The 22,156-nt window shown below is 63.0% G+C and carries 20 protein-coding genes; 18 read left to right on the top strand and 2 right to left on the bottom strand.

Annotated features, from left to right (window positions below; all coding sequences use genetic code 11):
- Positions 1-87 precede the first annotated feature (87 nt).
- Positions 88-570, top strand: coding sequence for a CMD domain-containing protein (locus NKI85_RS32950; RefSeq protein WP_352531548.1), 483 nt, complete (start codon positions 88-90; stop codon positions 568-570).
- On the top strand, positions 567-1,142 hold the full coding sequence (locus tag NKI85_RS32945) for a peroxidase-related enzyme (protein ID WP_352531536.1): 576 nt from the start codon (positions 567-569) through the stop codon (positions 1,140-1,142). Before NKI85_RS32950 ends, NKI85_RS32945 begins: the two co-directional genes overlap by 4 nt.
- A gap of 249 nt (positions 1,143-1,391) precedes the next feature.
- Here the strand turns inward: NKI85_RS32945 and NKI85_RS32940 are convergent, their stop codons facing one another.
- Together NKI85_RS32940 and NKI85_RS32935 are read right to left on the bottom strand one after the other, a co-directional pair.
- Entirely contained in the window at positions 1,392-1,730 is a 339-nt protein-coding gene (locus tag NKI85_RS32940; RefSeq protein ID WP_352531535.1) for a BRA0787 family protein, read from the bottom strand.
- A gap of 680 nt (positions 1,731-2,410) precedes the next feature.
- Positions 2,411-4,258 (bottom strand): dipeptide ABC transporter ATP-binding protein, encoded by a 1,848-nt coding sequence (locus NKI85_RS32935; protein ID WP_352780155.1) that lies wholly within the window; start codon positions 4,256-4,258, stop codon positions 2,411-2,413.
- A gap of 194 nt (positions 4,259-4,452) precedes the next feature.
- Here NKI85_RS32935 and NKI85_RS32930 point away from each other — a divergent pair, with 194 nt between their 5' ends.
- The 16 genes from NKI85_RS32930 (at position 4,453) to NKI85_RS32855 (ending at position 21,693) form a co-directional block, all read left to right on the top strand.
- A complete protein-coding gene (locus NKI85_RS32930) occupies positions 4,453-5,811 on the top strand; it encodes an LLM class flavin-dependent oxidoreductase (protein WP_352780153.1) in 1,359 nt (452 codons plus the stop codon).
- A 15-nt stretch (positions 5,812-5,826) separates the two neighbouring features.
- A complete protein-coding gene (locus tag NKI85_RS32925) occupies positions 5,827-6,603 on the top strand; it encodes a DUF427 domain-containing protein (RefSeq protein ID WP_352780152.1) in 777 nt (258 codons plus the stop codon).
- A 100-nt stretch (positions 6,604-6,703) separates the two neighbouring features.
- The gene (locus NKI85_RS32920) at positions 6,704-8,341 is read left to right on the top strand and encodes an ABC transporter substrate-binding protein (RefSeq protein ID WP_352780151.1); all 1,638 of its coding nucleotides are present in this window, start codon (positions 6,704-6,706) and stop codon (positions 8,339-8,341) included.
- Between the two features lie 76 nt (positions 8,342-8,417).
- The gene (locus NKI85_RS32915) at positions 8,418-9,377 is read left to right on the top strand and encodes an ABC transporter permease (RefSeq protein ID WP_352780150.1); all 960 of its coding nucleotides are present in this window, start codon (positions 8,418-8,420) and stop codon (positions 9,375-9,377) included.
- Positions 9,374-10,261, top strand: coding sequence for an ABC transporter permease (locus tag NKI85_RS32910; RefSeq protein WP_352780149.1), 888 nt, complete (start codon positions 9,374-9,376; stop codon positions 10,259-10,261). Before NKI85_RS32915 ends, NKI85_RS32910 begins: the two co-directional genes overlap by 4 nt.
- 201 nt (positions 10,262-10,462) lie before the next feature.
- On the top strand, positions 10,463-11,032 hold the full coding sequence (locus tag NKI85_RS32905; protein WP_352780148.1) for an NAD(P)H-dependent oxidoreductase: 570 nt from the start codon (positions 10,463-10,465) through the stop codon (positions 11,030-11,032).
- Positions 11,033-11,059: 27 nt separating this feature from the next.
- Complete coding sequence (sfnG, locus tag NKI85_RS32900) at positions 11,060-12,160, top strand: dimethylsulfone monooxygenase SfnG (RefSeq protein ID WP_352780146.1); 1,101 nt, start codon at positions 11,060-11,062, stop codon at positions 12,158-12,160.
- 55 nt (positions 12,161-12,215) lie between these two features.
- Positions 12,216-13,118, top strand: a complete 903-nt coding sequence (locus NKI85_RS32895; protein WP_352531517.1) for an ABC transporter ATP-binding protein — start codon at positions 12,216-12,218, stop codon at positions 13,116-13,118.
- On the top strand, positions 13,118-14,014 hold the full coding sequence (locus tag NKI85_RS32890; RefSeq protein WP_023722895.1) for a branched-chain amino acid ABC transporter permease: 897 nt from the start codon (positions 13,118-13,120) through the stop codon (positions 14,012-14,014). The genes NKI85_RS32895 and NKI85_RS32890 overlap by 1 nt, the downstream gene beginning before the upstream one ends.
- A gap of 3 nt (positions 14,015-14,017) precedes the next feature.
- Positions 14,018-15,055 carry a branched-chain amino acid ABC transporter permease gene (locus NKI85_RS32885; protein WP_352780145.1) on the top strand — a complete coding sequence of 346 codons (1,038 nt, stop codon included), beginning with the start codon at positions 14,018-14,020 and terminating at the stop codon, positions 15,053-15,055.
- A gap of 50 nt (positions 15,056-15,105) precedes the next feature.
- Entirely contained in the window at positions 15,106-16,437 is a 1,332-nt protein-coding gene (locus tag NKI85_RS32880) for an ABC transporter substrate-binding protein (protein WP_352780144.1), read from the top strand.
- A gap of 64 nt (positions 16,438-16,501) precedes the next feature.
- Entirely contained in the window at positions 16,502-17,293 is a 792-nt protein-coding gene (locus NKI85_RS32875; RefSeq protein WP_352780142.1) for an ABC transporter ATP-binding protein, read from the top strand.
- Entirely contained in the window at positions 17,290-18,537 is a 1,248-nt protein-coding gene (locus NKI85_RS32870; protein ID WP_352780140.1) for an SfnB family sulfur acquisition oxidoreductase, read from the top strand. Before NKI85_RS32875 ends, NKI85_RS32870 begins: the two co-directional genes overlap by 4 nt.
- A 33-nt stretch (positions 18,538-18,570) precedes the next feature.
- A complete protein-coding gene (ssuD, locus tag NKI85_RS32865) occupies positions 18,571-19,746 on the top strand; it encodes an FMNH2-dependent alkanesulfonate monooxygenase (RefSeq protein ID WP_352780138.1) in 1,176 nt (391 codons plus the stop codon).
- Entirely contained in the window at positions 19,743-21,161 is a 1,419-nt protein-coding gene (locus NKI85_RS32860; RefSeq protein WP_352780136.1) for an FAD/NAD(P)-binding protein, read from the top strand. The genes ssuD and NKI85_RS32860 overlap by 4 nt, the downstream gene beginning before the upstream one ends.
- 25 nt (positions 21,162-21,186) lie before the next feature.
- Positions 21,187-21,693 carry a flavin reductase family protein gene (locus NKI85_RS32855; protein ID WP_352531501.1) on the top strand — a complete coding sequence of 169 codons (507 nt, stop codon included), beginning with the start codon at positions 21,187-21,189 and terminating at the stop codon, positions 21,691-21,693.
- Positions 21,694-22,156 lie beyond the last annotated feature (463 nt).

Genomic DNA, 22,156 nt, shown 5'->3' with positions numbered 1-22,156 from the left:
AATTTGGTCATGCCATTACCAATTGACATAATTAAAGTGTCGTGCTTGCCTAAGTCGCACGCCCGCTGACGTCCCGAGGAGCTTGTCCTGACACTGATCGAAACACTTGCCTTTGTGAGGCCGGGCTCCGCGCTCGCCGAGGCCATGGTGAAACGCGCCGAGATCCTGCGCCTGAGCCAGGCGGCCCACGATGCCGTGCTCCTGCCGCGCGAACCCGGCGGTCTCTCACACGGCCTCAGGGCCGCGCTCGCCGCCCGCATGGCGCGCCTCAACCGCAGCTCAGCGCTGGCGCGCCATTACGACACATTGGTCGCCCGCGCCGGCGAACCGACGACAGCGCCGCTCGCCGACCCCGACACGAACGCAACCGACGTCCGCACCGCGGAGATCGTCCGTCATGCCGACCGGCTCACGGTCGCGCCACGCGAGGCCACGCGCGCCCATGTGGACGCGTTGCGTGAGGCTGACGTCGCCGACCCCGACATCGTGCGGCTCGCGGAGCTCGCGGCCTTCGTCAACTACCAGGTGCGCGTCATAGCGGGTATAGCACTGCTCGGAGGAATGCGTTGAGCGAGGCCGTCCACACCTTCACGACCACAATACCGCGTTGGCAGCCCTACGTTGTTCCAGTCGATCTCGCGACTGCGAGCGAGGAGCAGCGAGCGGCGATGCAAGTGACGCCGTCCAACAAGGGCATCTCGGCCTATGTGCTCACGCTGGCGCATGACCCCGAGTCGCTCGCGGTCCGCTCGCCCTTGTTCAACCTGATCATGTACGGACGCGACGGGCTGGCGGCGAGCGAGCGCGAGCTGGGTGCCGTCGCCGCGTCCGTCGTCAACCGCTGCGTCTACTGCGCTGCCGTGCACGGCTCGCGATTCAACAGCCTGACGAAACGCACCGACGTCATCGAAGCCGTGTTCGCCGACGGCCTCGAGGCGATGCTCGACGACCACCTCCAGGCAATCTTCGACTTCTCGGCACGGCTGTCGACCACGCCGCCCGCGGTGACCGCTGCCGACGCGCAGGCGCTGGCAGACGTCGGGCTCGACGACCTGGAGTGCCTCGACCTTGTCCTATCCGCCGCCATCTTCGGCTGGGCGAACCGCCTGATGCATACGCTCGGCGAGCCGATGAAGGACTAAGGTGGTCTCGTCTCACTTGAGGGGAAACGCCCGCGCGTTTTCAGATTGGAAATCCGGCCTTTTCTATTGGTCACATAGCCTGTGCGATGGCGCACATGGGCTATTGTGGCGCACTCATTCAGTCTCACGTCAAGCATGGGTCGCCTTCGCGGCGATCAAGGCAAGCCGCGACACCGTACCGCTGAATGAGATACGGAGCCGAGCCCTTGTGCCCGGTTCCGTATTTGACGGGAGCCTCCGGAACGTCGCCTAATAGCCGACGACGTCGCTCCGGAGCCGCTTCACGCACAAAGCGCGAAGGACAAGAGCGGCATTGGCGTAAGTGATCGCTCTTTCGCCGCCGGAAATCAGTATATTGCCGACAACCTCCAGGACATCGCCCTCGACGCGCCAGGGAAGAATATCGGTGCAGGTCCGCATGCGGCCGAAGAGCGAACTGATCGGCACCATCTGGTCCTCAAACTCCACGTGCGGCTCGTCCGTTCCCGGACTCCAGGCCCGATAGGCCTCCAAAGCCTCGTCGAAAGCTCCATGCAGATGTATCGGGGCATGGCCCTCATGCAAAGCGGGTAGCAGGCGTGTGGTCATCGGTCTCCTCCTGGATCGCGGCAGCAGCCCATGCTGCCAGGTAACCCCCGCATTTCGATAAAATGATTGGTCTATGGCCGGATGTGACGGGCGCCTACCAATAGCCACAAGAGCCGACGCCCCAATAGAAGGCTCCATCTCGTTCTAAGCGGCGAGAATCCGCTTCAGATTTGGGAGCGTCGTCCACCTGCGCCCAACCCAGCGCATAAGGTGAAGGTCCCGGGGGTGGGAAAAGAGCGCCGGCGACGGACCTGATACGGTCCCGAAAGCTTCCAGGAATGTCTGCGTCATCGTCATCTCCTGATCCTGCGAACATGGACGGCGAAAAGTCAGGCACTTGAATGGACAGTATGACCTGCTTCGGAGCAAATGTCTATAAAACTTGTAGACATTGATTTGGCAAGGAGCAATCCACAAGTGATCAGACGAAATGCCATGCGCGCTTGCCTGTGCCAGCGATGGACGCCTCATCGCCAAGTTGCCTGGCGATCCGCGCCTCGAAAGGCTGCAGCTCAGGTCATTTGTTCCGACGGCCACATCAAATCCATGGCGGCTCCCTCGTAGACGCGACGGGTTGTCTCGGCGATTGCATGTATCTGAACGTCCGTTGGGCGCATTTCCGACATTCACACAGGCCGAGACTTGCACGCGTATCCTGCTATGCAGCAGAAAGCCCAGGCCTATTGCTTCTTCACAATATTAGTGACCCGTTCGTCAAAAACCTGGCCGTGCCGCCAGCATGCGATCAGATGGCCGGCTCCGACCTGCCTGACGGGCGGTTCTGCCATTCTGCAGTAAGGAAGTGCCAGTGGGCACCGGTCGGCGAAAGAACAGCCCCTGTTAGGGAGATCATCTGCCGCGATCTCGACATGGGCGGATATCTTCGGCCCGTCCTTGTCGGAGGACGCCGCCAGAATCAGCTTGGTGTAGGGATGATTGGGGCCGCGGAAAATCTCGTCGGATGAACCGGTCTCGACAAGCCGGCCGCGATAGAGCACGCCGATCCTGTCGGCCATGTAGCGCACGACCCTGAGGTCGTGGCTGATGAAAAGATAGGTCGTGTCCTTGTCGCGCTGCAGGTCGTTGAGCAAGTTGAGAACGGTCGCCTGGACGGAGACGTCGAGCGCCGAGGTGGGTTCATCGAGCACGACGACCTTCGGCACGCCCGCGAAGGCCCGTGCGATGGCCGCCCGTTGCCGCTGGCCGCCGGACAGCGATCGCGATTTCTGGTCGACCGTGGTGCTGGCTAGACGAACCGAGGCAAGCAAATCACTGACGCGCTGCTTCACCTCGCCGCGGCGCAGGCCGGCGAGCCGCCGCAGCGGCCGGCCGAGGATCCTGCCGATCCGCTGGCGCGGATTGAGCGTGCGATCCGGCGACTGGAAGACCATCTGCACGTCGCGCCGTTCGACAAGGTTTCTCTTCTCGACGCGCGGCGCGACCGTGCTGCCGAACAGCTCGACCGAGCCGGCGTCGGGTGTCTGCAAGCCGGTGATAATCCTTGCCAAGGTCGACTTGCCGGAGCCGGACTCGCCGATGAGCCCGAAGGTTTCTCCCTGGCCGATGTCGAGGTTGATGTCGTGCAGCACTGCCTGGCTGCCGAAGGAATGGCTGATGCCCTTGCAGGCGATCGCGATCTGGCGCTCTTTTCGCGCGCCGACCCCATCGTTCTGAACTGACGGCTGCGCTGGCAGACCGGGGCCGTCCGTCTCCGCCAGTCTTCCATCCCGCTTGGTGTAGTTGAGTGCCGGGATCGAGGCTATGAGCGCCTTTGTGTAGGCATGGCTTGGGTTGTCGAAAACATCGCCGGCGACGCCGCTTTCAACCACCGTCCCTGCCTGCATCACCGCCACCCGGTCGCAGGATCGGCGGATCATGTTGATGTCGTGGCTGATCAACAGCACGCTGGTTTTGTGGTCTTTGCGCAGATCGTGCAGGATGGAGATGATCTCCGACTGGACGCTGGCATCGAGCGCCGTCGTCGGCTCGTCCAACACCAGCAGCGCCGGATCGAGCGCGATCGCGATCGCGATGTTGGCGCGCTGCTGCATGCCGCCGGACAGTTCGTGCGGATAGAGCTCCAGCACACGATCCGGATTGCTCATTCGCACGCGCCTGAGCAGTTCGGCGGCGCGCCCAGACGCCTCGTCGTGACGAACAGGCCGGTGCCGCATGATCGTCTCCGTGATCTGCCGGCCTATTGTCATGCTTGGATTGAGTGCCGCACCCGGGTGCTGATAGACGGCCGCGATATGATCTCCCCTCAGCTGGCGAAGCTGCTCCGCGGAAAGATCGCGGATTTCCCGACCCTGGAATTCAAGCGCTGAGGCTGCGATCCGGGCGTTCTTTGGTAGGTAGCGCAGTAGGGCGAGCGCCACCGAGCTTTTTCCCGATCCCGATTCGCCCACCAGGCCGAGCGCCTCGCCTTCCCCTATGTACAGCGATACTCCGCTAACGGCGGGATGCGATCCTTTTCGCCCCTCATAGGTGATGGAAAGCTGCTCTACGTTCAGAACTGATGAGGACATTGGGGAGCTTGAAACCACTTTCTTTGCGCGCAGCCATCAAGGGCAATCGCTTCCGCTTTCACAACATATAATCTCTATAAAATTACTCGAATTAAGCTGGAGCGCAATCTACCTTTCACGGATCGGGAGATTGTTGGATAGCGGCCTGACCGGAACCGCGATGGTCTCCTGAGCAGATTTTGCAGGAGGCCGGCATGGCTCGAGACCATATGATCCTCAGCGCTTTCTTCTTCAACCCGCAGGGCGATCATCGCATGTCTTGGCGCCACCCCCGGGCGCCGGGCCGGGAAGTGCTGGACTTCGATTTCTACCGCGATCTCGTGCAGGCGGCAGAGCGCGCCAGGATCGACACCATCTTCGTCGCCGATCACGTCGCCATCTGGGATTCGGTGCAGAGCGGCGTTGCGCACTATGCCAATGCCCGATTGGAACCGCTGACGCTGCTGGCGGCCCTTGCTGGGGTGACAAAGCACATCGGCCTGATCACTACCGCGTCGAGCTCCTACAGCGAGCCCTACAATGTGGCGCGCATGTTCGCCTCGCTCGACCATATCAGCAAGGGCAGGGCGTCCTGGAATGTGGTGACCTCGGCGATGGACGAGGAAGCCCGCAATTTCGGCCGCGATGGCAATATCGAGCATGCGTTCCGCTACGAGCGGGCCTGCGAATTCCTCGATATCGTCAAGGCGCTGTGGGACAGCTGGGAAGACGAGGCGCTGCTGCTCGACAAGGCGTCTGGCTATTTCGCCGATCCGCACAAGGTCCATGCGATCAATCACAAGGGGCCGCATTTCAAGGTGAGGGGACCGCTCAACGTCTCCCGACCGCCGCAGGGCCATCCGCTGATCGTCCAGGCCGGCTCCTCCGAGAACGGCAAGAATTTTGCCACCGCCCATGCCGACGCGCATTTCGCCATCTACAACACCAGGGAAGACGGCATCAAATACCGGCAGGATATCAACGAGCGCCTCGCTCGTTTTGGTCGCCAGCCCGAGAGCTTCAAAATCCTGCCGGGGATCCTGCCGATCGTCGCCGCCTCCGAGGCGGAGGGCCGCGAGCGGCAGGAATACCTTCAAACCCTGCTTCCCGATCGGGTCGGCATCGATCTTCTTTCAAGCTGGAGCGGTATCGATCTCTCCGTCTATCCGCCGGACGGGCCGCTGCCGCCGCTGCCGGACGAGAGCACCTTCAATGGCGGGCGCACATCGCTCAACCGGGTCAAGCAGTGGGCGAAGCAGGATCTCAGCCTGCGCGACATCGCCCGCAAGCTTGCCAACAGCGGTTCGGTGCCGACCGTAGTCGGCACGCCCACGCAGATCGCCGACCAGCTGCAGGACTGGTTCGTTGCGGGTGCGGCCGACGGCTTCAACCTGATGTTCCCGCTGCTGCCCGAGGACTGGGTGAATTTCGCCGAGCAGGTGGTGCCGGAGCTGCAGCGCCGCGGTGTGTTCCCGACCGAATACACGCCAGGAACATTGCGCGACCGCTTCGGCCTGGCGCGGCCCGCTAATCGCTTCGCCGAGCAGCGCGACAATGCGCGCGCCGTATCCTGACGCCGGAGACCGATCATGACCGTCGCACCAAGCCTGCAGCCACGTGAAGCAACCGCTCCTCATCTCGTCAATGTCCTGCACAGCCTGAAGCGCGTGCGCGTCAAATTCGGCGGCCGCACCATTGCCGACAGCCGCAACGTGCTGGTGCTGCGCTCCAACCACTTTCTGCCGATCTATTTCTTCCCGGTGGCGTCCGTCGATGCGTCGGTGCTGAAGCCCTCGCTGCACCGCAAGCCGCACCCGGTCGGTGGCGAGACAACCTACTGGGATGTCGATAGCGGCGACAGGCGGAGCGCCAACGCGGCCTGGTCGTTCGTGTCGCCGCCGGGTGAAAACCTGTCGCCCCTGGCCGGCCGCATCGCCTTCAGCTGGATGCTCGTCGACCAGTGGTTCGAGGAGGAAGAAGAAGTCTTCGTCCATGCCCGCGATCCCTATGCGCGCATCGATGTGCTGCAAAGCTCGAGCCACGTGCAGGTCTGGTTCGACGGCGAGCCGATCGCCGACAGCCATCGCCCGGTGCTGCTGTTCGAGACGCATCTGCCGACGCGCTTCTATCTGCCTGCGGAAGACATCCGGCTGGAGCGGCTGACGGCGTCCGTCACAACGACGCGATGTCCCTACAAGGGCATCGCCTCCTACTGGTCCGGCCTGCTGAGCGACGGTTCGGTGCGCCCGGACATCGCCTGGAGCTACCGCGACCCGATCGCGGAGATGCCCAAGATCAAGGGCCTGATCGCCTTCTATCCGCAGGCCGTCGACAGCATCCATCTCGACGGCGAACCCGTCGCCTAGAGCAATTCCAGGAAAAGTGTGAGCGGTTTTCCGTCCGGAATTGCGTAAAAACAAAGACTTAGCATCATTTCCAACCATCATTTCAGACAGGGGTTTCAACATGACCAAACGCAACGACATCGACGCACTGCGCAATCTTTCGGGGGACATCTGGAATGTCGCCGTCGACGAATATCAGGGCGGTTTTCTCAAGCGCCGCGATCTCCTGAAATATGCAGCGCTGCTCGGCCTGACCGGCTTTGCCGCATCGCAAGGGCTCGGCGGCGCGCGCGCTGCAGCCTCCGCCGGCGGCACGGTCCGTGTCGGGCTCGGCCAGCCGACCAAGGCCATCGATCCCGTCACGGTCACCGATCCGGCCAGCATCGGGGTGCTCAGCCAAGTCGGCGAGTATTTGATCCTCGACGATCCGAAGGACGGGCTGCAGCCGAAGCTCGCTCTCTCCTGGGAGGCCAACGAGACAGCCAGCCGCTGGACCTTCAAATTGCGGCCAGGGGTGAAGTTCCACGATGGCCGCGCGGTCACCGCCAAGGACGTGGTGGCGAGCTTCGAGCGGCTGGTCGATCCGGCCAGCGGCTCGTCGGCGCTGTCGGCCTACAAGGGCATCCTGTCCAAGGGTGGCGCCAAGCTGGTCGACGATGAAACCGTCGCCTTCGATCTCGACGGTCCGAACAGCAACTTCCCGTTCTATGTCTCCTCCGACGTCTATAATGCCGTCATCCTGCCGGCCGACTATGCCGGTGATTTCGAGAAGACTTTCAATGGCACAGGCCCGTTCAAGCTCGAATCCTTCCGTCCCAAGCAAGGCGCCAGCTTCGTGCGCAACACCGATTACTGGGGCGACAAGGCATTGCCTGACCGGGTCGAGATCAAGTTCTTCGACGATGAGCAGGCCCAGGTGCTGGCGCTGCAGGCCGGCCAGCTCGACGTCATCCCGAGCACGACGCGCCTTGAACTGGCGATCGAGGGCAATCCCAACTTCAAGCTCCTCAGCGTGCAGGCAAGCTCGCATGACGAGGTGCATCTGCGGAACGACCAGGCGCCGTTCACCGACAAGCGGGTCCGCCGCGCGCTGGCGCTGACCCTCGATCGCGAGGCGGTGGTGAAGGGCCTGCTGAAGGGCCGCGCCGTCGTCGGTAACGACACCCCGTTCGCGCCGATCTTCCCCTCGGCTGATCCGTCGGTGCCGCAGCGCAAGCAGGACATCGCCGAGGCCAAGCGGCTGCTTGGTAAAGCCGGCGTGCCCAATGGTTTCGAGGTGACGCTGACCACTGAACGGGCCTATGACATTCCCGACTACGCGGTGTTGATCCAGAACTTCGCCAAGAAGGCCGGCATCGACATCAAGCTCAATGTGTTGCCGCAGGACGCCTATTACGGATCGGCCAAATTCGGCAGCTCGCCCTGGCTCGATTCCAATCTCGGCATCACCGATTTCGGCCATCGCGGCACCCCCGACATCGTCCTCAACGCAACGCTCAAGAGTTCGGGAGCCTGGAACGCGGCGCATTTCAACAACCCGGCCTATGACGCGCTGCTGCTCGATTACAGCAAGGCGCGTGACCTCCAGGCGCAGCGCCTTGCCGCCGGCAAGATCCAGACCTTGCTGCTCGACGAGACGCCGCTGATCATCGGCTACTTCTCGCAATACAGCCGGATCGTCAGCTCGAAGGTTGAGGGCGTCCGCTTCACGGCGATCTCGCATCTGCTGCTCGACCGCGTTTCCTTTGTCCAGGCATGATGCTCGAAAACGGAGATAGAGCCCCATCCCGATTCCATCGGGATGGGACAGGTTTTGGGCGAGGCGGCAAAACTCGATGGTGAGCGGCCGCATCCTATCAACGCGCGTCGGCACACTGCTGCTCACGCTATGGCTGGTCAGTATCCTGGTCTTTCTTGCCGGGCAGGTTCTGCCCGGCGATGTCGGCCGCGTTATGCTTGGGCCCTTTGCCGATGCGCAAGCGGTGGCGGAACTGAACAGGCGGCTGGGCGCCGACCAGCCGGTCTTTGTCCAATACTGGCGCTGGTTCAGCAAGGCTGTCACTGGTGACTTCGGCACCTCGCTGTCGATGCGCGCGCCGGTCGCGCCGTTCGTGCTGGAAAGCCTCAAACGTTCCGCGGCACTTGCCGGCATCATCCTGGTCTTCCTCGTTCCGCTGGGCGTCGGCGCCGGCGTCATCGCCGGCCTCAATGCGGGCCGCGTGATCGACCGGCTGATCGTGATGGCAGGCGTTTCCTTCGGCATCGTTCCGGATTTTGTTTCCGGCCTGATGCTGCTTATCGTCTTCGGCCTGTGGCTCAACTGGTTTCCGATCTCAGGGGTTGCGCCAGATGGCGCGGGCTTTTGGATAAATGGCTATTATTTGATCCTGCCGGCGCTGCCGCTGGTGCTGAACCTTGCCGGCTATATCGCCCGGATGACGCGGGCAGGTGTGATCGAGGCAATGGCCGCCGACTATACGCGCACCGCCGTCCTGAAAGGGCTCGATCGGCGCGAGATCATTTTTCGGCACGTGCTGCGCAATGCGCTGACGCCGACCATCGCCGTTCTTGCGACCCAGACCGGATACCTCCTTGGCGGGCTGGTGGTGATCGAAGCTTTGTTCGGCATCCAGGGCCTTGGCAATCTGGTTCTGAACGCGGCCAAGGCCCGCGATTTCCCGATGCTTGAAGCCGGCGTCCTGGTGATGGCGGCAATCTTCGTCCTGTCGGCGGCGACAGGCGACCTCGTGCTGGCCTTGCTCGATCCGCGGCAACGCCGCCGGACCTCGTCATGACGGATCTGGCGGAATTTCCCGTGCCACCGCGCGCGGCTATAGGCCTGTCGGCATTGCGCAGGATCCGCGGCGCCTTTTCCGGACTGGCCCCGTCGGTCGTGGTCGGATCGCTGCTGCTGCTTTTCTGGATCACTTGCGCGCTGCTCGGCAATCTCTTCGTTCCATACGACCCCTATGCAGAGGATTTTCTGGCGATGCTGACGCCGCCCGATGCCTTGCACTGGTTCGGGACCGATCAGCTCGGCCGCGACGTGCTGTCCCGCATCGTCGTCGGATCGCGCGATATCCTGGTGGTTGCGCCGCTGGCCACGCTGGCCGGCGTTGCCGCCGGCAGCATCATCGGGCTGGTGCTCGGCTATTTCGACGGCCTGGTCGATGCCATCGGCGCGCGGCTGCTTGATACGCTGATGGCGTTTCCGTTCATCGTTCTCGTCACCATGACGCTTGTGGCGATCGGGTCATCGAACCTCACCGTCGTTCTGGTGATCGGCATCGCTTACGCGCCCCTGGTGGCCAGGACCGTTCGCGCCGCCGTGCGCGAGCAGAAGCAGCGTGACTATGTCAGCGCCGCCCGACTTGGCGGCGAAGGCTCGCTTGCCATCATGTTCCTGGAGATCCTGCCCAATATCAGGGAAACGATCCTCATCGAGCTCGTCACCCGGCTGGGATATGCGTTCTTCTCGATCGCGACATTGAGTTTTCTCGGTCTCGGCATCCAGCCGCCTTCCGCCGATTGGGGGCTAGCCGTCGCCGACGGCTACGGCTTCCTGACCGGTGGCAAATGGTGGGTCGTCGTCTTCAACTCCGGCGCGATCGTTTCACTGGTCATGGCAACGAACCTTATTGCCCAAGGCATAGGCGCGTTTGAAAATGTCGATGGATGAATGCGAAGCCGTATTGATGGCCTGAGCTTCGGTCTGCTCGCCATACGGACATTGCTACCGATCCATGAGCAGAACGGCATTTTTCTCCGCGCGGCTGAAAAATCGAAACCTAGTTCCTTATCTCTATAGATTTTGTCGAATATCGTCTGCCCCGGTTTGGAAATGACCCAATGCGCATGCGGGGTCTGGGAGATTGACGAGTTGGCACGGCTATCGGTTCTCGGAATATCCGGCGGCGTAAGCACACCATCGCGCACTACCGCGGTGGTCAACGCGCTGGTCAAGGCAGTCGCCTTGCGCGTCCCGGCAGACACCGGCCTGATCGAAATCACCGAGGCGGCGCCTTCGATTTTCGCCGGGCTGTCTCGTCGCGCGCTCGGCGCGTCTGGCGAAGCGATCATCCAGCGTGTCGAGAAGGCCGACCTTCTCGTGGTCGGAACGCCTGTCTATCGGGCTTCCTGCTCCGGGGCCCTCAAGCACCTGTTTGACCTCGTCGACTATCGTGCGCTGGCTGGCAAGACCGTGCTTCTCGCGGCAACAGGCGGAAGTCCATACCATGGCCTGGTTCTCGAACATCAGCTCAGGCCATTGTTCGGTTTTTTCGGGGCCGTCACCGTCCCGACCGGCGTCTACGGCGCGCCCGACGATTTCGTCGATGCCAAGATCGTCGGCGCGGCGATTATCGATCGCATCTCACGGGCCGCTACCGAAGCGGTCTCCTTGCTTAATTCCAGTCATGCAAACGCTGCCGTCGCCACGCGCATCGGTTGAAGCCAATCAAAAGGGGAAACGAACGAAATGACCTCGAATTCCGACAACGTGAAATTCGCCTACTGGGTCCCGAACGTCTCGGGCGGCCTTGTCATCTCCAACATCGAGCAGCGGACAGGCTGGGACATCGACTATAACCGCAAGCTCGCCCAGATCGCCGAGGCCAACGGCTTCGACTACGCGCTGAGCCAGATACGCTTCACGGCCGGCTATGGCGCCGACAACCAGCACGAATCCGTATCGTTCAGCCACGCCTTGCTTGCGGCGACCAGAACACTGAAAGTCATCGCGGCGATCCTGCCCGGCCCATGGAATCCAGCGCTGGCGGCCAAGCAGATAGCCACCATCAACCACCTGACCAATGGCCGTGTCGCGGTCAATGTCGTGAGCGGCTGGTTCCGCGGTGAGTTCGCCGCCATCGGCGAGCTGTGGCTCGACCATGACGAGCGCTATCGCCGCTCGGAGGAATTCATCCGTGCGCTGCGCGGCATCTGGACCGAGGATAATTTCACGCTAAAGGGCGACTTCTATCGCTTCACCAACTACTCGATGAAGCCGAAGCCGATCGATCCGCAGCCGGAGATCTTCCAAGGCGGCTCATCGCGCGCGGCGCGCGACATGGCTGCGCGGGTTTCCGACTGGTATTTCACCAACGGCAACACGCCGGAAGAGATCAAGAAGCAGGTTGACGACATCAAGACCAAAGCGAAGGCCAATGGCCACAAGGTGAAGATCGGCGTAAACGCCTTTGCCATCGCTCGCGAAACCGAGGCAGAAGCGCGCACCGTGCTCGACGAGATCATCGCCAAGGCCAATCCGGAGGCGGTGCAGGGTTTCGCCGATCAGGTCAAGAATGCCGGCAAGGCCTCGCCGGAAGGCGAAGGCAACTGGGCGAAGTCCTCCTTCGAGGATCTTGTCCAATACAATGACGGCTTCCGCAGCAATCTCATCGGCACGCCGGAACAGATTGCCGAACGCATCCTCAAGCTGAAGGATGCCGGCGCGGATCTGATCCTGCTCGGCTTCCTGCATTTCCAGGAAGAGGTCGAGTTCTTCGGCAAGCGCGTCATCCCTCTGGTGCGCGAACTGGAAGCGGCGCGCGACAGGGAGCTTGTCGCCGCGGAATAGGACAGGCGCGGCCATCAGGCCGCCGCCGGCACGCCTTCAAAATCAGGAACGTTTCATGATTGGTGCTTCGCTGGGAGCCGCCGCATACGAGCGCGCGCCCGAAATTTCCGGCATTCTTGCTGGTGCTGGTCCCGTCGAGGACACGCGCCCGGCGCGCCTGTCGGCAAAGGCTGATGCGATCCTGGCGCTGGGCGGGATCAGCATTTCCTTTGGTGGCGTCACGGCACTGCGGGATGTCGACCTCGAGGTCAAAAGCCGCGAGATTCGCGCTGTGATCGGTCCCAATGGCGCCGGCAAATCCTCGCTGATCAATATCATCAGCGGCCTCTATCACGCCGATCAGGGCAAGATCGCGATCGATGGCCAGTCCTTTTCCCGGGTGTCGGCAAGCCGTCTGGCACGGCTCGGCGTCGCGCGCACCTTCCAGAACTTGGCACTGTTCGGTGGGCTTTCAGTGCGCGACAACATCGCGTCGGGCCGCGTCCACACCCGGCGCGCCAGCTTCGTCGAACATATTGCCGGTCTGCCGCGCGCCCGGCGCGAAGATGCCGCGATCGCTGAAAAGGTCGACCAGACAATCGCCTTCCTGCATCTCGAGGCCGTCGCCGATCGCCTGGTCGCGACGCTGCCCTACGGCCTGCAGAAGCGGGTCGAACTGGCGCGCGCGCTCGTCGCCGAGCCGAAGATCCTGCTGCTCGACGAGCCGATGGCCGGCATGACGGCGACCGAGAAGGCCGAGATGGCCGGTTTCGTGCGCGCAGCGCGCGACCGGCACGACGTCACCATCATCCTGATCGAACACGATATCGGCGTGGTCATGGGGCTCTCCGACCGCGTCGCCGTGCTCGACTACGGCCGCAAGATCGCCGACGGGACACCGGCCGAGGTCAGGGCCAATCCGGCGGTGATCCGGGCCTATATCGGCACCGCCGAAGGCGAAGATGGCGAGGGCATCTGATGAGCTACTATGATTTCCTCTTCGTCATCGAGGTGCTGGTCGGTGGCTTGCTCTCAGGCGTCATGTATTCGCTCGTCGCCATCGGTTTCGTGCTGATCTACAAGACGTCGGGCGTGCTGAACTTCGCGCAAGGGTCGATGGTGCTGTTCGCCGCACTCACCTTTGTCAGCCTTGTCGAACGCGGCATCCCGTTTGCGCTTTCGCTGCTCATTACCCTCGCGGTCATGGTTGCGCTGGGCTTCACCATCGAGCGAACTGTGCTGAGGCCGCTGGTCAATCGCTCGCCGATGACGCTGTTCATGGCCACGCTTGGCCTGTCTTACATCATCGAAGGCGCTGCCCAGTTGGTGTGGGGCACGCAGGTGCACGGGCTCGATCTCGGCATCGACGACACGCCGTTCGAGGTCGGCGGCATCCTGATCTCGTCGTTCGATCTTCTTGCTGCAGGCATTGCCGCGGCGATGGTCGCCGGCTTGAGCGCATTCTTCTATTGGACCCGCATCGGCCTAGCGTTTCGCGCCGTCGCAGACGACCAGTTCGCGGCGCTCGCCGTCGGGCTGCGGCTGCCCCGGATCTGGGGAACGGTGTGGACGGCCGCGGGGTTCGTGGCGCTGGTCGCGGGGCTTTTGTGGGGCGCGCGCCTCGGCGTCCAGTTCTCGCTGTCGCTGATCGTGCTGAAGGCGCTGCCGGTGCTGGTGCTTGGCGGCTTCGATTCTATCCTCGGCGCCATCGTCGGCGGCCTCATCATCGGCGCCAGCGAGAAGCTCGCCGAGGTCTACCTCGGACCCTTTGTCGGTGGCGGCATCGAAGGCTGGTTCGCCTATGCGCTGGCGCTGGTCGTCCTGCTGGTGCGTCCCTCCGGCCTGTTTGGCCAGAAGACTGTCGAAAGGGTCTGACCGATGGCCGTCCAAGCGCTCGATGCCGCAAGGCGTCCAATCGACTGGCAGAAGTTAGCTCTGCCGGCCGCCCTGATTGCCGTCCCCTACGGCCTGATCCCCGCCTATGCGTCGAGCTATCTCGTCGAGGCGATCCTGTTGCCGTTCCTGGCGCTCAGCCTGGCGGCGGTCGGCCTCAACCTTTTGACCGGCTATTGCGGCCAGCTTTCGCTGGGCTCCTCCGCCTTCATGGCGGTCGGCGCTTTCGCCGCCTACAATTTCAACCTTCGGGTCGAAGGACTGCCGCTGGCTGCAACCATGATCCTGGCCGGGATTTCGGCCGCCGGCATCGGCGTCGTGTTCGGATTGCCGAGCCTGCGCCTGCGCGGCTTCTATCTCGCCGTCTCGACGCTCGCCGCCCAGTTCTTCGTGCAGTGGGCGCTGACCAAGTTCGGCTGGTTCTCCAACGACAACCCATCCGGAGTGATCTCGGCGCCGCACCTTGCCGTCGCCGGGCTGTCGCTCGACGGCGCGACAGGCCGATACCTGCTCTCGGTCACCACAGTCATCGTGCTCACGGCGCTGGTCTGGCGCCTGGTCAACAGCGCGACCGGCCGCAATTTCATCGCCGTGCGCGACAACGAAACCGCCGCGCGGGTGATCGGCGTCCCTGTGCTGAAGACCAAGCTGCTGGCGTTCGCCATCTCGTCCTTCATCATCGGCGTCGCCGGCGTGCTGTGGGCCTTCACCTATCTGCGCACTGTCGAGCCGGCCGGCTTCAATCTAGACCGCTCGTTCCAGATCCTGTTCATCATCATCATCGGTGGGCTGGCCTCGATACGCGGCGCGTTGCTGGGGGCGGCGTTCATCGTCGTCCTCCCGCTCTTTCTGTCCCGGCTCGGCGCCTTCGTGTTCGGTGGCCTGTTCGATTCGGGTGTGCTCGACATGAGCCAGCGCATCGTCCTCGGCGCGCTCATCATCATCTTCCTCATCGCGGAACCGAACGGGCTGTCGGCCCTCTTCGACCGCCTGAAACGACGGATCGGCTCAAGGTCCAGCTGAGCGCCGCTCGACATCCTCTCACGGACCACAAACCTCAGGAGACGCAACCCATGACCCTCTTCAGTCACCTACGAAAAGCGGCGATCGCCACGGCCTTCGTCCTCGGCGCGACGGCGGTTCACGCCGACGAACAGTATTTTCCTCTGCAGAGCTACCGCGTCGGCCCCTATGCCGCCGGCGGCACCGGCTTCTTCGGTGGCTTCATCGACTATCTCAACCTGATCAACATCCGCGACGGCGGCGTCAACGGCGTCAAGCTGACCTGGAGCGAAGGCGAGACGCAGTATGAGGTCGAGAAGGGCGTCGAGGTCTATGAGCGGTTGAAGAGCAATCCCGGCATCGCTGCCTGGAACCCGCTTTCGGTCGGCATCGCCTATGCCATGATCGACCGTATCACCGACGACAAGGTGCCACTGATCACCATCAACCACGGCCGCACCGACACGACGGACGGGCGCGTGTTCCCTTACGTCTTCCCGCTGCTGCTCAATCCCTACAGCGAGACCTCAGGCATCGTGAACTACATCGCCTCCAAGGAAGGCGGCCTGGACAAGCTCAAGGGCAAGAAGATCGTGGTGCTCTATCACGGCTCGCCCTACGGCAAGGAGACGATCCCGATCTATGAATTGCTTTCGCAGAAATACGGCTTCGAGCTGTCGCAGATCGAGGTTCCGCATCCCGGCAACGAACAGCAGGCGCAGTGGCTGACGATCCGTCGCGAGCATCCCGACTATGTGGTGCTGCGCGGCTGGGGCGTGATGAACCCGGTCGCCCTGAAGACGGCGCAGAAGACCGGCTTCCCGGCCGATCACATCGTCGGCAATGTCTGGTCCAACTCCGAGGAGGACGTGATCCCCGCCGGCGACGCCGCCAAGGGCTATACGGCCATCACCACCCAGGCGTCTGGCGAGCAGTATCCGGTTGTCCAGGAGATCGTCAAAACGGTCTACGGCGCCGGAAAGGGCAATCTCGAGGACAAGAGCCGCATCGGCTCGGTCTACCACAATCTCGGCATCGTCAACGGCATCCTCAATGTCGAGGCGGTTCGCATCGCGCAGGCCAAATTCGGCAACCGCACGCTCACTGGCGACGAAGTCCGCTGGGGCTTCGAGCATCTCAAGCTTGACCCGGCCCGTGTCGAGGCGCTGGGCGCCAAGGACCTGTTCCACTCGATCAACGTCTCCTGGGACAATCACGAAGGTGACGGCTATGTGACCTTCCAGCAGTGGGACGGCAAGAAGTGGAACGTCGTCTCCGACTGGATCGCGCCCGACTGGAAGCTGCTGCGCCCGATCATCGAGAAGTCGTCCGAGGCCTATGCCAAGGAAAAGGGCATCAAGATCCGCACGGCCGAGGATGCCGAAGCGGTGGTCAGCAACTGAGTTCGGCATGGCGCGGCCGACAATCTGGCCGGCCGCGCCATCCATCCTCCCAGCGGAGTCAACAATGTCCAGCCCGGAAAGCCCGATCCTGTCGGTCAGTCGCGTCGAAGCCGTCTATAACGGCGCCATTGCCGCCCTGCACGGCGTCGACCTGACTGTCGGCAAGGGCGAGATCGTCGCCTTGCTCGGCTCCAACGGCGCCGGCAAGACGACGCTTTTGCGGGCCGTATCCAATCTCCTCCTGGCCGAGCGCGGCGCCATCACCTCCGGCCGGATCACCTTCGACGGCGAGGATGTCTCCAGGGCAAGCCCCTCGCACCTCGTCCGCAAGGGCCTAGTCCAGGTTCTCGAGGGCCGGCACTGCTTCCGCTCGCTGACCGTTGAGGAGAACCTTCTGACCGGCGCGCTCGGGCGCTCGTCCTCCCGCACCGGCGTCAAGGCCGACCTCGACCGTGTCTATGCGCTTTTCCCCAGGCTCTCCGAGAAGCGGCGAACCCGTTCCGGCCTCACCTCCGGCGGCGAGCAGCAGATGACGGCAATCGGCCGGGGTCTGATGTCGCGGCCGAAACTCTTCGTGTTGGACGAGCCTTCGATGGGGCTGGCGCCGCTGATTGTCGAGGAGATCTTCAACGCCTTGAAGCGGCTCAACCGCGACGAGGGCCTGTCGATCCTCGTCGCCGAACAGAATTCGGCGGTTGCGCTGAAACATGCCGACCGCGCCACTGTGCTGGAAAACGGCATCAGCGTGCTGGAGGGACCGGCGGCCGAACTGCGGCAGCGCGCCGACATCAAGACCTACTATCTCGGCGGCTCGCCGCTTCCATCCGACCATATCCCCAAGGAGACCGCAGCATGACCATCCAATCCAAGCAGCCGTCCGATATCCGCCAGGCTGTGCCGCCGGTCGAGCGTCCGTCGGCCAAAGCGCATGTCATCAAGACCGATGCCGAGGCGATCGCTTTAGCGGAAAAACTGGCTGCCGACTTCGCCCGGGAAGCCTCAAAGCGGGACCGCGAGCGCATCTGGCCGAAGGAGGAACTCGACGCCTTCTCGCAGAGCGGCCTGTGGTCGATCAATGTGCCGAAGGCCTATGGCGGACCGGAGCTCTCCTATGTGACGCTGTCAAAGGTGATCAGCATCATCTCGGCGGCCGATCCGTCGCTCGGCCAGATTCCGCAGAACCATCTCGGCGTCGTCGCCGCCATCCGCACCGTCTCGGACGAGGCGCAGAAGCAGCTGCTCTTCGCCGAGGTTCTGTCCGGCACCCGCTTCGGCAATGCGTTCTCCGAGTTCGGCTCCAAGCGCGCCGCCGACTTCGAGACCAAGTTCGTCGATGCTGGTGACCATGTCGTCGTCAACGGCCAGAAATTCTATTCCAGCGGCGCGCTGCTCGCCCATCTGGTGCCGATCGTGGCGCTCGATGACGAGGGCCGGGCCTGGTATGCCATCGCCGATCGCGGCGCGCCCGGACTGACGGTCATCGACGACTGGTCGAGCTTCGGCCAGAAGACGACACTGTCCGGCACCGTTCTGCTCGACAATGTGAAGGTTCCGAAGACGCATCTCGTCCCGGGCTACAAGGGCTATGACCGGCCGACGGCCGACGGCGCCATCTTCCAGATAATCCAGGCCGCGGTCGATCTCGGCATCGCCAAGGCGGCGATCGACGAAACCGTCAACTTCGTGCGCACCAAGTCGCGCGCGTGGATCGACAGCGGCGTCGATCATGCCTGGCAGGATCCCTATACGATCCAGGCCGTCGGTGACCTCCGCCTGCGGGCCAATGCGGCGGAGGCGGTTCTGGATAAGGCCGGGCTTGCAGTCGATCGCGCCGTGGCCCGCCCCAACGAGAAGAGTGTCGCGGAAGCACAGATCGCGGTGGCGGAATCCAAGATCCTCACCACCGAGATCGCCATCAATGCCACCAACAAGCTATTCGAACTCGCAGGAACCCGCTCGACGCTTGCCGAGTACAACCTCGACCGTCACTGGCGCAACGCCCGCACCCACACGCTGCACGATCCGGTGCGCTGGAAATACGCGATCCTCGGCAACTATTACCTGAACGACGTCAATCCGCCGTTCCACGCCTGGAGCTGAGCGAGAACGCCGTAAAGTCACAAAGGACTATTCATGAGCACTGCCATCCTCGACAGGATCAAGGTCCTGTGGTTTCTTCCGACGCATGGCGACAGCCGCTATCTCGGCACCTCCGAGGGGGGCAGGGCGGTCGACCTGCCCTATCTGACCCAGGTCGCCAAGGCCGCCGACGCCATCGGCTACTACGGCGCGCTGCTGCCGACCGGCCGAAGTTGCGAGGACAGCTGGGTCGTGGCGTCGGCGCTGGCGCCGTTGACGCAGCGGCTCCGCTTCCTCGTTGCAGTGCGGCCGGGCCTGCAATCGCCGACGCTCGCCGCGCGGATGACCTCGACGCTCGATCGCATTTCCGGGGGGCGCCTGCTCATCAATGTCGTCACCGGTGGCGACCCAGTCGAGAACAAGGGCGACGGCATCTTTCTCAGCCATGACGAGCGCTATGAGGTGACGCGGGAATTCCTCAACATCTACAAGGCGGTGCTCAGCGGCGAGACCGTTGCCTTCGAAGGCAAGCACTTCCGCATCGAGGACGGAAGGCTGCTGTTCCCGCCTGTGCAGACGCCGCATCCGCCGCTCTATTTCGGTGGTTCGTCGGAGGCGGCGAATGCGGTCGCCGCCGAGCAGATCGACAAATATCTGACCTGGGGCGAACCACCCGCACATGTCGCCGCCAAGCTCGATCATGTGCGCGGCCTTGCCGAGAAAGCCGGACGCCAGGTGAGCTTCGGCATCCGGCTGCATGTCATCGTCCGTGAAACCAATGACGAAGCCTGGGCCGATGCCGATCGGCTGATCAGCCGTCTGGACGACAAGACGATCGCCGAGGCGCAGAAGGTGTTCGCGCGCATGGACTCGGTTGGCCAGTCGCGTATGAGCCGGTTGCATGGCGGCCGCCGTGACAAGCTGGAAATCAGCCCGAACCTGTGGGCTGGCGTCGGCCTGGTGCGCGGCGGTGCGGGCACCGCACTGGTCGGCGATGCGGTTACGGTGGCGGAACGGATCGATGAATACCGGCGCATAGGCATCGATACATTCATCCTGTCCGGTTACCCGCATCTGGAGGAAGCCTATCGCTTCGGCGAACTTGTGCTGCCGCAGTTGCCACTCGATCACGAGATCTCAACGCGGCCGACGGCCGTCAACATGGGCCCCTTCGGCGAAACCGTGGCCGGCGACCATCGCCCGTCGGCGCTGCGCGCGAGCCAGTCTTGAGCGCCAGCGGACCGATCATAGCGATTGTCGGCGGCGGCTTTTCAGGTGCGGCGACTGCGTTTCATCTGGCGCGACTGCTCCCGGCCGGTGCATCCGATATCGTGGTCGTCGAGCCCCGCGAGGGGCTCGGCTATGGTCTGGCCTATTCCACGGCCGATCCGGCGCATCGTATCAATGTGCCGGCGTCGAGAATGACGCTGATCTCCGGCCAGGACAGCCACTTTGCCGACTGGCTGGAGCAGACCAGAGCCATTGTAGACGATGCCGAGGCTATTGCCGCCTACGGAGCACTCTACCCGCAGCGTCGCGTTTTCGGGCGCTATGTGGAATCTCATCTCCGGCCCTTCCTTCTCAGCAAAACGATCCGCCATGTCAGGTCCGCCGTCGCATCGGTCGAGCGCACCGGCGAGGGCTACTGTCTGATCCTCGCTGATGGCGGGACGCTCGCTGCCGACGCCGTGGTGATTGCGACGACGCATCCGCCGCCGGCCTTGCCGATGCCCCTGAAGTCCGTGGCTGGCACAGCCGGGCTGCTGGCCAATCCCTATGATCTCGAGAGGCTGGAAGCGATCGGCCGCGACGACCGTGTCCTGGTCGTTGGCACCGGACTGACGTCGGCGGACGTGATTGCAATGCTCGACCGCAGGGGGCATCGCGGCCACATCGTCGCGCTGTCACGCCACGGCTATCGCTCGCGCAGCCAAGCCGCGATGCTGGCCGATCCAATTGGTGATTTCACGACCCTTCCTTCACGCAGCGCAACGGCACTGTTCAGGCGCATCCGGGCAACGATCCTTGATGCCAAGCGTCGGGGCGAAGACTGGCATCCGGTGCTCGATGCCGTTCGACGTCAGGGACAAGCCATCTGGCAGGCTTTGCCGCTAGCCGAGCAGCGACGTGTGGCGCGCAATCTTCGTGCGCTCTGGGACGTGCATCGCTTCCGCCTCGCGCCGCAGGTTGCGGACGTGCTCGATCGACGCGTTGCCGAGGGCAAGCTCGCCTATCGCGCGGCATCGATTGCCGACGCCGAGGTGGTCGATGGGCGCATTCGCATTGCGCAGCGGCTGCGTGGCGAACGCAGCTTCGTTGTCGAGGCTTTCGATAGGGTGATCGTGACGACAGGTCCGGCACATGCCGATCTCTTCAGGACCAACACGGCGATTGCCGAGCTCGGACAGTTGGGCTTGGTCCGGCTTGACCCGATTGGTCTCGGCTTGGAGACCGATCCGCAAGGCCGTGCAGTCGGTGCATCCGGGCGCCCGACCGACAATATCTTCGTCAGCGGACCGCTGGCGCGCGGCAGCGTCGGCGAATTGATGGGAATTCCCGAAGTCACCGCGCATGCCGAGCGCATCGCCGCCGAAATCTACCAATGGCTTGGATATCAAACGGCGTTGCGCCGCAACGCGTCGTGAATCTGCAAACGATGAGGCTATCGAGATGACACTGACGGAACGCATCCCCCTGGTTGAATCCCGGATTCCCTTGAAATTTGCGATGCGACATCTGGCCGGAGCCGTTTCCGTCATCACCGCGGGTGTGGGCGATGAACGGACTGGCGCAACCGTTACCACCGCCCATTCCTTGTCAGTCGAACCTGAGGTGATGGTCGTCAGCATCAATCTGGGCTCGTCGACCTGGGCAGCCATTAACCGGCACCGGCACTTCTGCGTGAACGTGCTGCGTGCCGACCAGAGTGCAATCGCCGACCGCTTCGCCGGTCGAGGTGGTTTGAAGGGCTCCGCACGTTATGACGGAGCTCGCTGGTCTGCTCTTGCGACCGGCGCACTGGCACTTGAAGGCGCGCTTGCCGCGGTCGATTGCACGGTTGAGGATACTATCATTCGCCACAGCCATGCATTGATCCTCGGCAGTGTCCGCCATGTGATGAGCGGAGAGCCCGGTCCTGCGCTGATCTATCATCACGGCGCCTACGGATCGCCGTAGTGCTGCGATAGCGCGCCCCAAACAAAGCACTCGTAGTCTTACGCGCTTAGAGTTGTTTTGCTTCCGACTGCGCGAGGGCTCGGGCGGAGCATCATTCGGAGTCATCACCACAGGGTTCGCCACCGAATACGAGAACATACGAAGGAAACGGTTTGGCGAACCACCCACTAACTGTTTGTTTTTGTTGAAAAAGCGACGTCCCTCCGCGACTAACATAATCGTTATTCGTCAATGGTTTACGAAGCGGTTCGCCAATGTCGATTTAAGAGCTGGTCCAGCCACTCGCCGATCGCATTTATTTTCTACGGAATGGCAGCTTTGCGCCCGATGTCGGTCGTTGAGCAGGCCATAGCCGCATCCCAAAAGCAGATGAGGTGGATGGCTCCCGCTCCCGGCATCTGAGTGCCACAGTGGGTTTGCTGTCAGGCAACCCGAGCAAAGGAGCCATCCGCCATGCAGATTA

Source organism: Mesorhizobium sp. M0571 (assembly GCF_040320985.1).
In the GTDB taxonomy this organism is placed as follows: domain Bacteria; phylum Pseudomonadota; class Alphaproteobacteria; order Rhizobiales; family Rhizobiaceae; genus Mesorhizobium.
The sequence above is the reverse complement of the archived record's forward strand: the minus strand, read 5'-3'. Positions and strand labels throughout refer to the sequence as shown.

What these genes read in the sequence shown, in the direction of transcription:
- NKI85_RS32940 (WP_352531535.1), bottom strand. Translation starts at nt 1,730, where the DNA reads ATGACCACACGCCTGCTACCCGCTTTGCATGAGGGCCATGCCCCGATA.
- NKI85_RS32935 (WP_352780155.1), bottom strand. Translation starts at nt 4,258, where the DNA reads ATGTCCTCATCAGTTCTGAACGTAGAGCAGCTTTCCATCACCTATGAG.
- NKI85_RS32930 (WP_352780153.1), top strand. Translation starts at nt 4,453, where the DNA reads ATGGCTCGAGACCATATGATCCTCAGCGCTTTCTTCTTCAACCCGCAG.
- NKI85_RS32925 (WP_352780152.1), top strand. Translation starts at nt 5,827, where the DNA reads ATGACCGTCGCACCAAGCCTGCAGCCACGTGAAGCAACCGCTCCTCAT.
- NKI85_RS32920 (WP_352780151.1), top strand. Translation starts at nt 6,704, where the DNA reads ATGACCAAACGCAACGACATCGACGCACTGCGCAATCTTTCGGGGGAC.
- NKI85_RS32915 (WP_352780150.1), top strand. Translation starts at nt 8,418, where the DNA reads ATGGTGAGCGGCCGCATCCTATCAACGCGCGTCGGCACACTGCTGCTC.
- NKI85_RS32910 (WP_352780149.1), top strand. Translation starts at nt 9,374, where the DNA reads ATGACGGATCTGGCGGAATTTCCCGTGCCACCGCGCGCGGCTATAGGC.
- sfnG (WP_352780146.1), top strand. Translation starts at nt 11,060, where the DNA reads ATGACCTCGAATTCCGACAACGTGAAATTCGCCTACTGGGTCCCGAAC.
- NKI85_RS32895 (WP_352531517.1), top strand. Translation starts at nt 12,216, where the DNA reads ATGATTGGTGCTTCGCTGGGAGCCGCCGCATACGAGCGCGCGCCCGAA.
- NKI85_RS32890 (WP_023722895.1), top strand. Translation starts at nt 13,118, where the DNA reads ATGAGCTACTATGATTTCCTCTTCGTCATCGAGGTGCTGGTCGGTGGC.
- NKI85_RS32885 (WP_352780145.1), top strand. Translation starts at nt 14,018, where the DNA reads ATGGCCGTCCAAGCGCTCGATGCCGCAAGGCGTCCAATCGACTGGCAG.
- NKI85_RS32880 (WP_352780144.1), top strand. Translation starts at nt 15,106, where the DNA reads ATGACCCTCTTCAGTCACCTACGAAAAGCGGCGATCGCCACGGCCTTC.
- NKI85_RS32875 (WP_352780142.1), top strand. Translation starts at nt 16,502, where the DNA reads ATGTCCAGCCCGGAAAGCCCGATCCTGTCGGTCAGTCGCGTCGAAGCC.
- NKI85_RS32870 (WP_352780140.1), top strand. Translation starts at nt 17,290, where the DNA reads ATGACCATCCAATCCAAGCAGCCGTCCGATATCCGCCAGGCTGTGCCG.
- ssuD (WP_352780138.1), top strand. Translation starts at nt 18,571, where the DNA reads ATGAGCACTGCCATCCTCGACAGGATCAAGGTCCTGTGGTTTCTTCCG.
- NKI85_RS32855 (WP_352531501.1), top strand. Translation starts at nt 21,187, where the DNA reads ATGACACTGACGGAACGCATCCCCCTGGTTGAATCCCGGATTCCCTTG.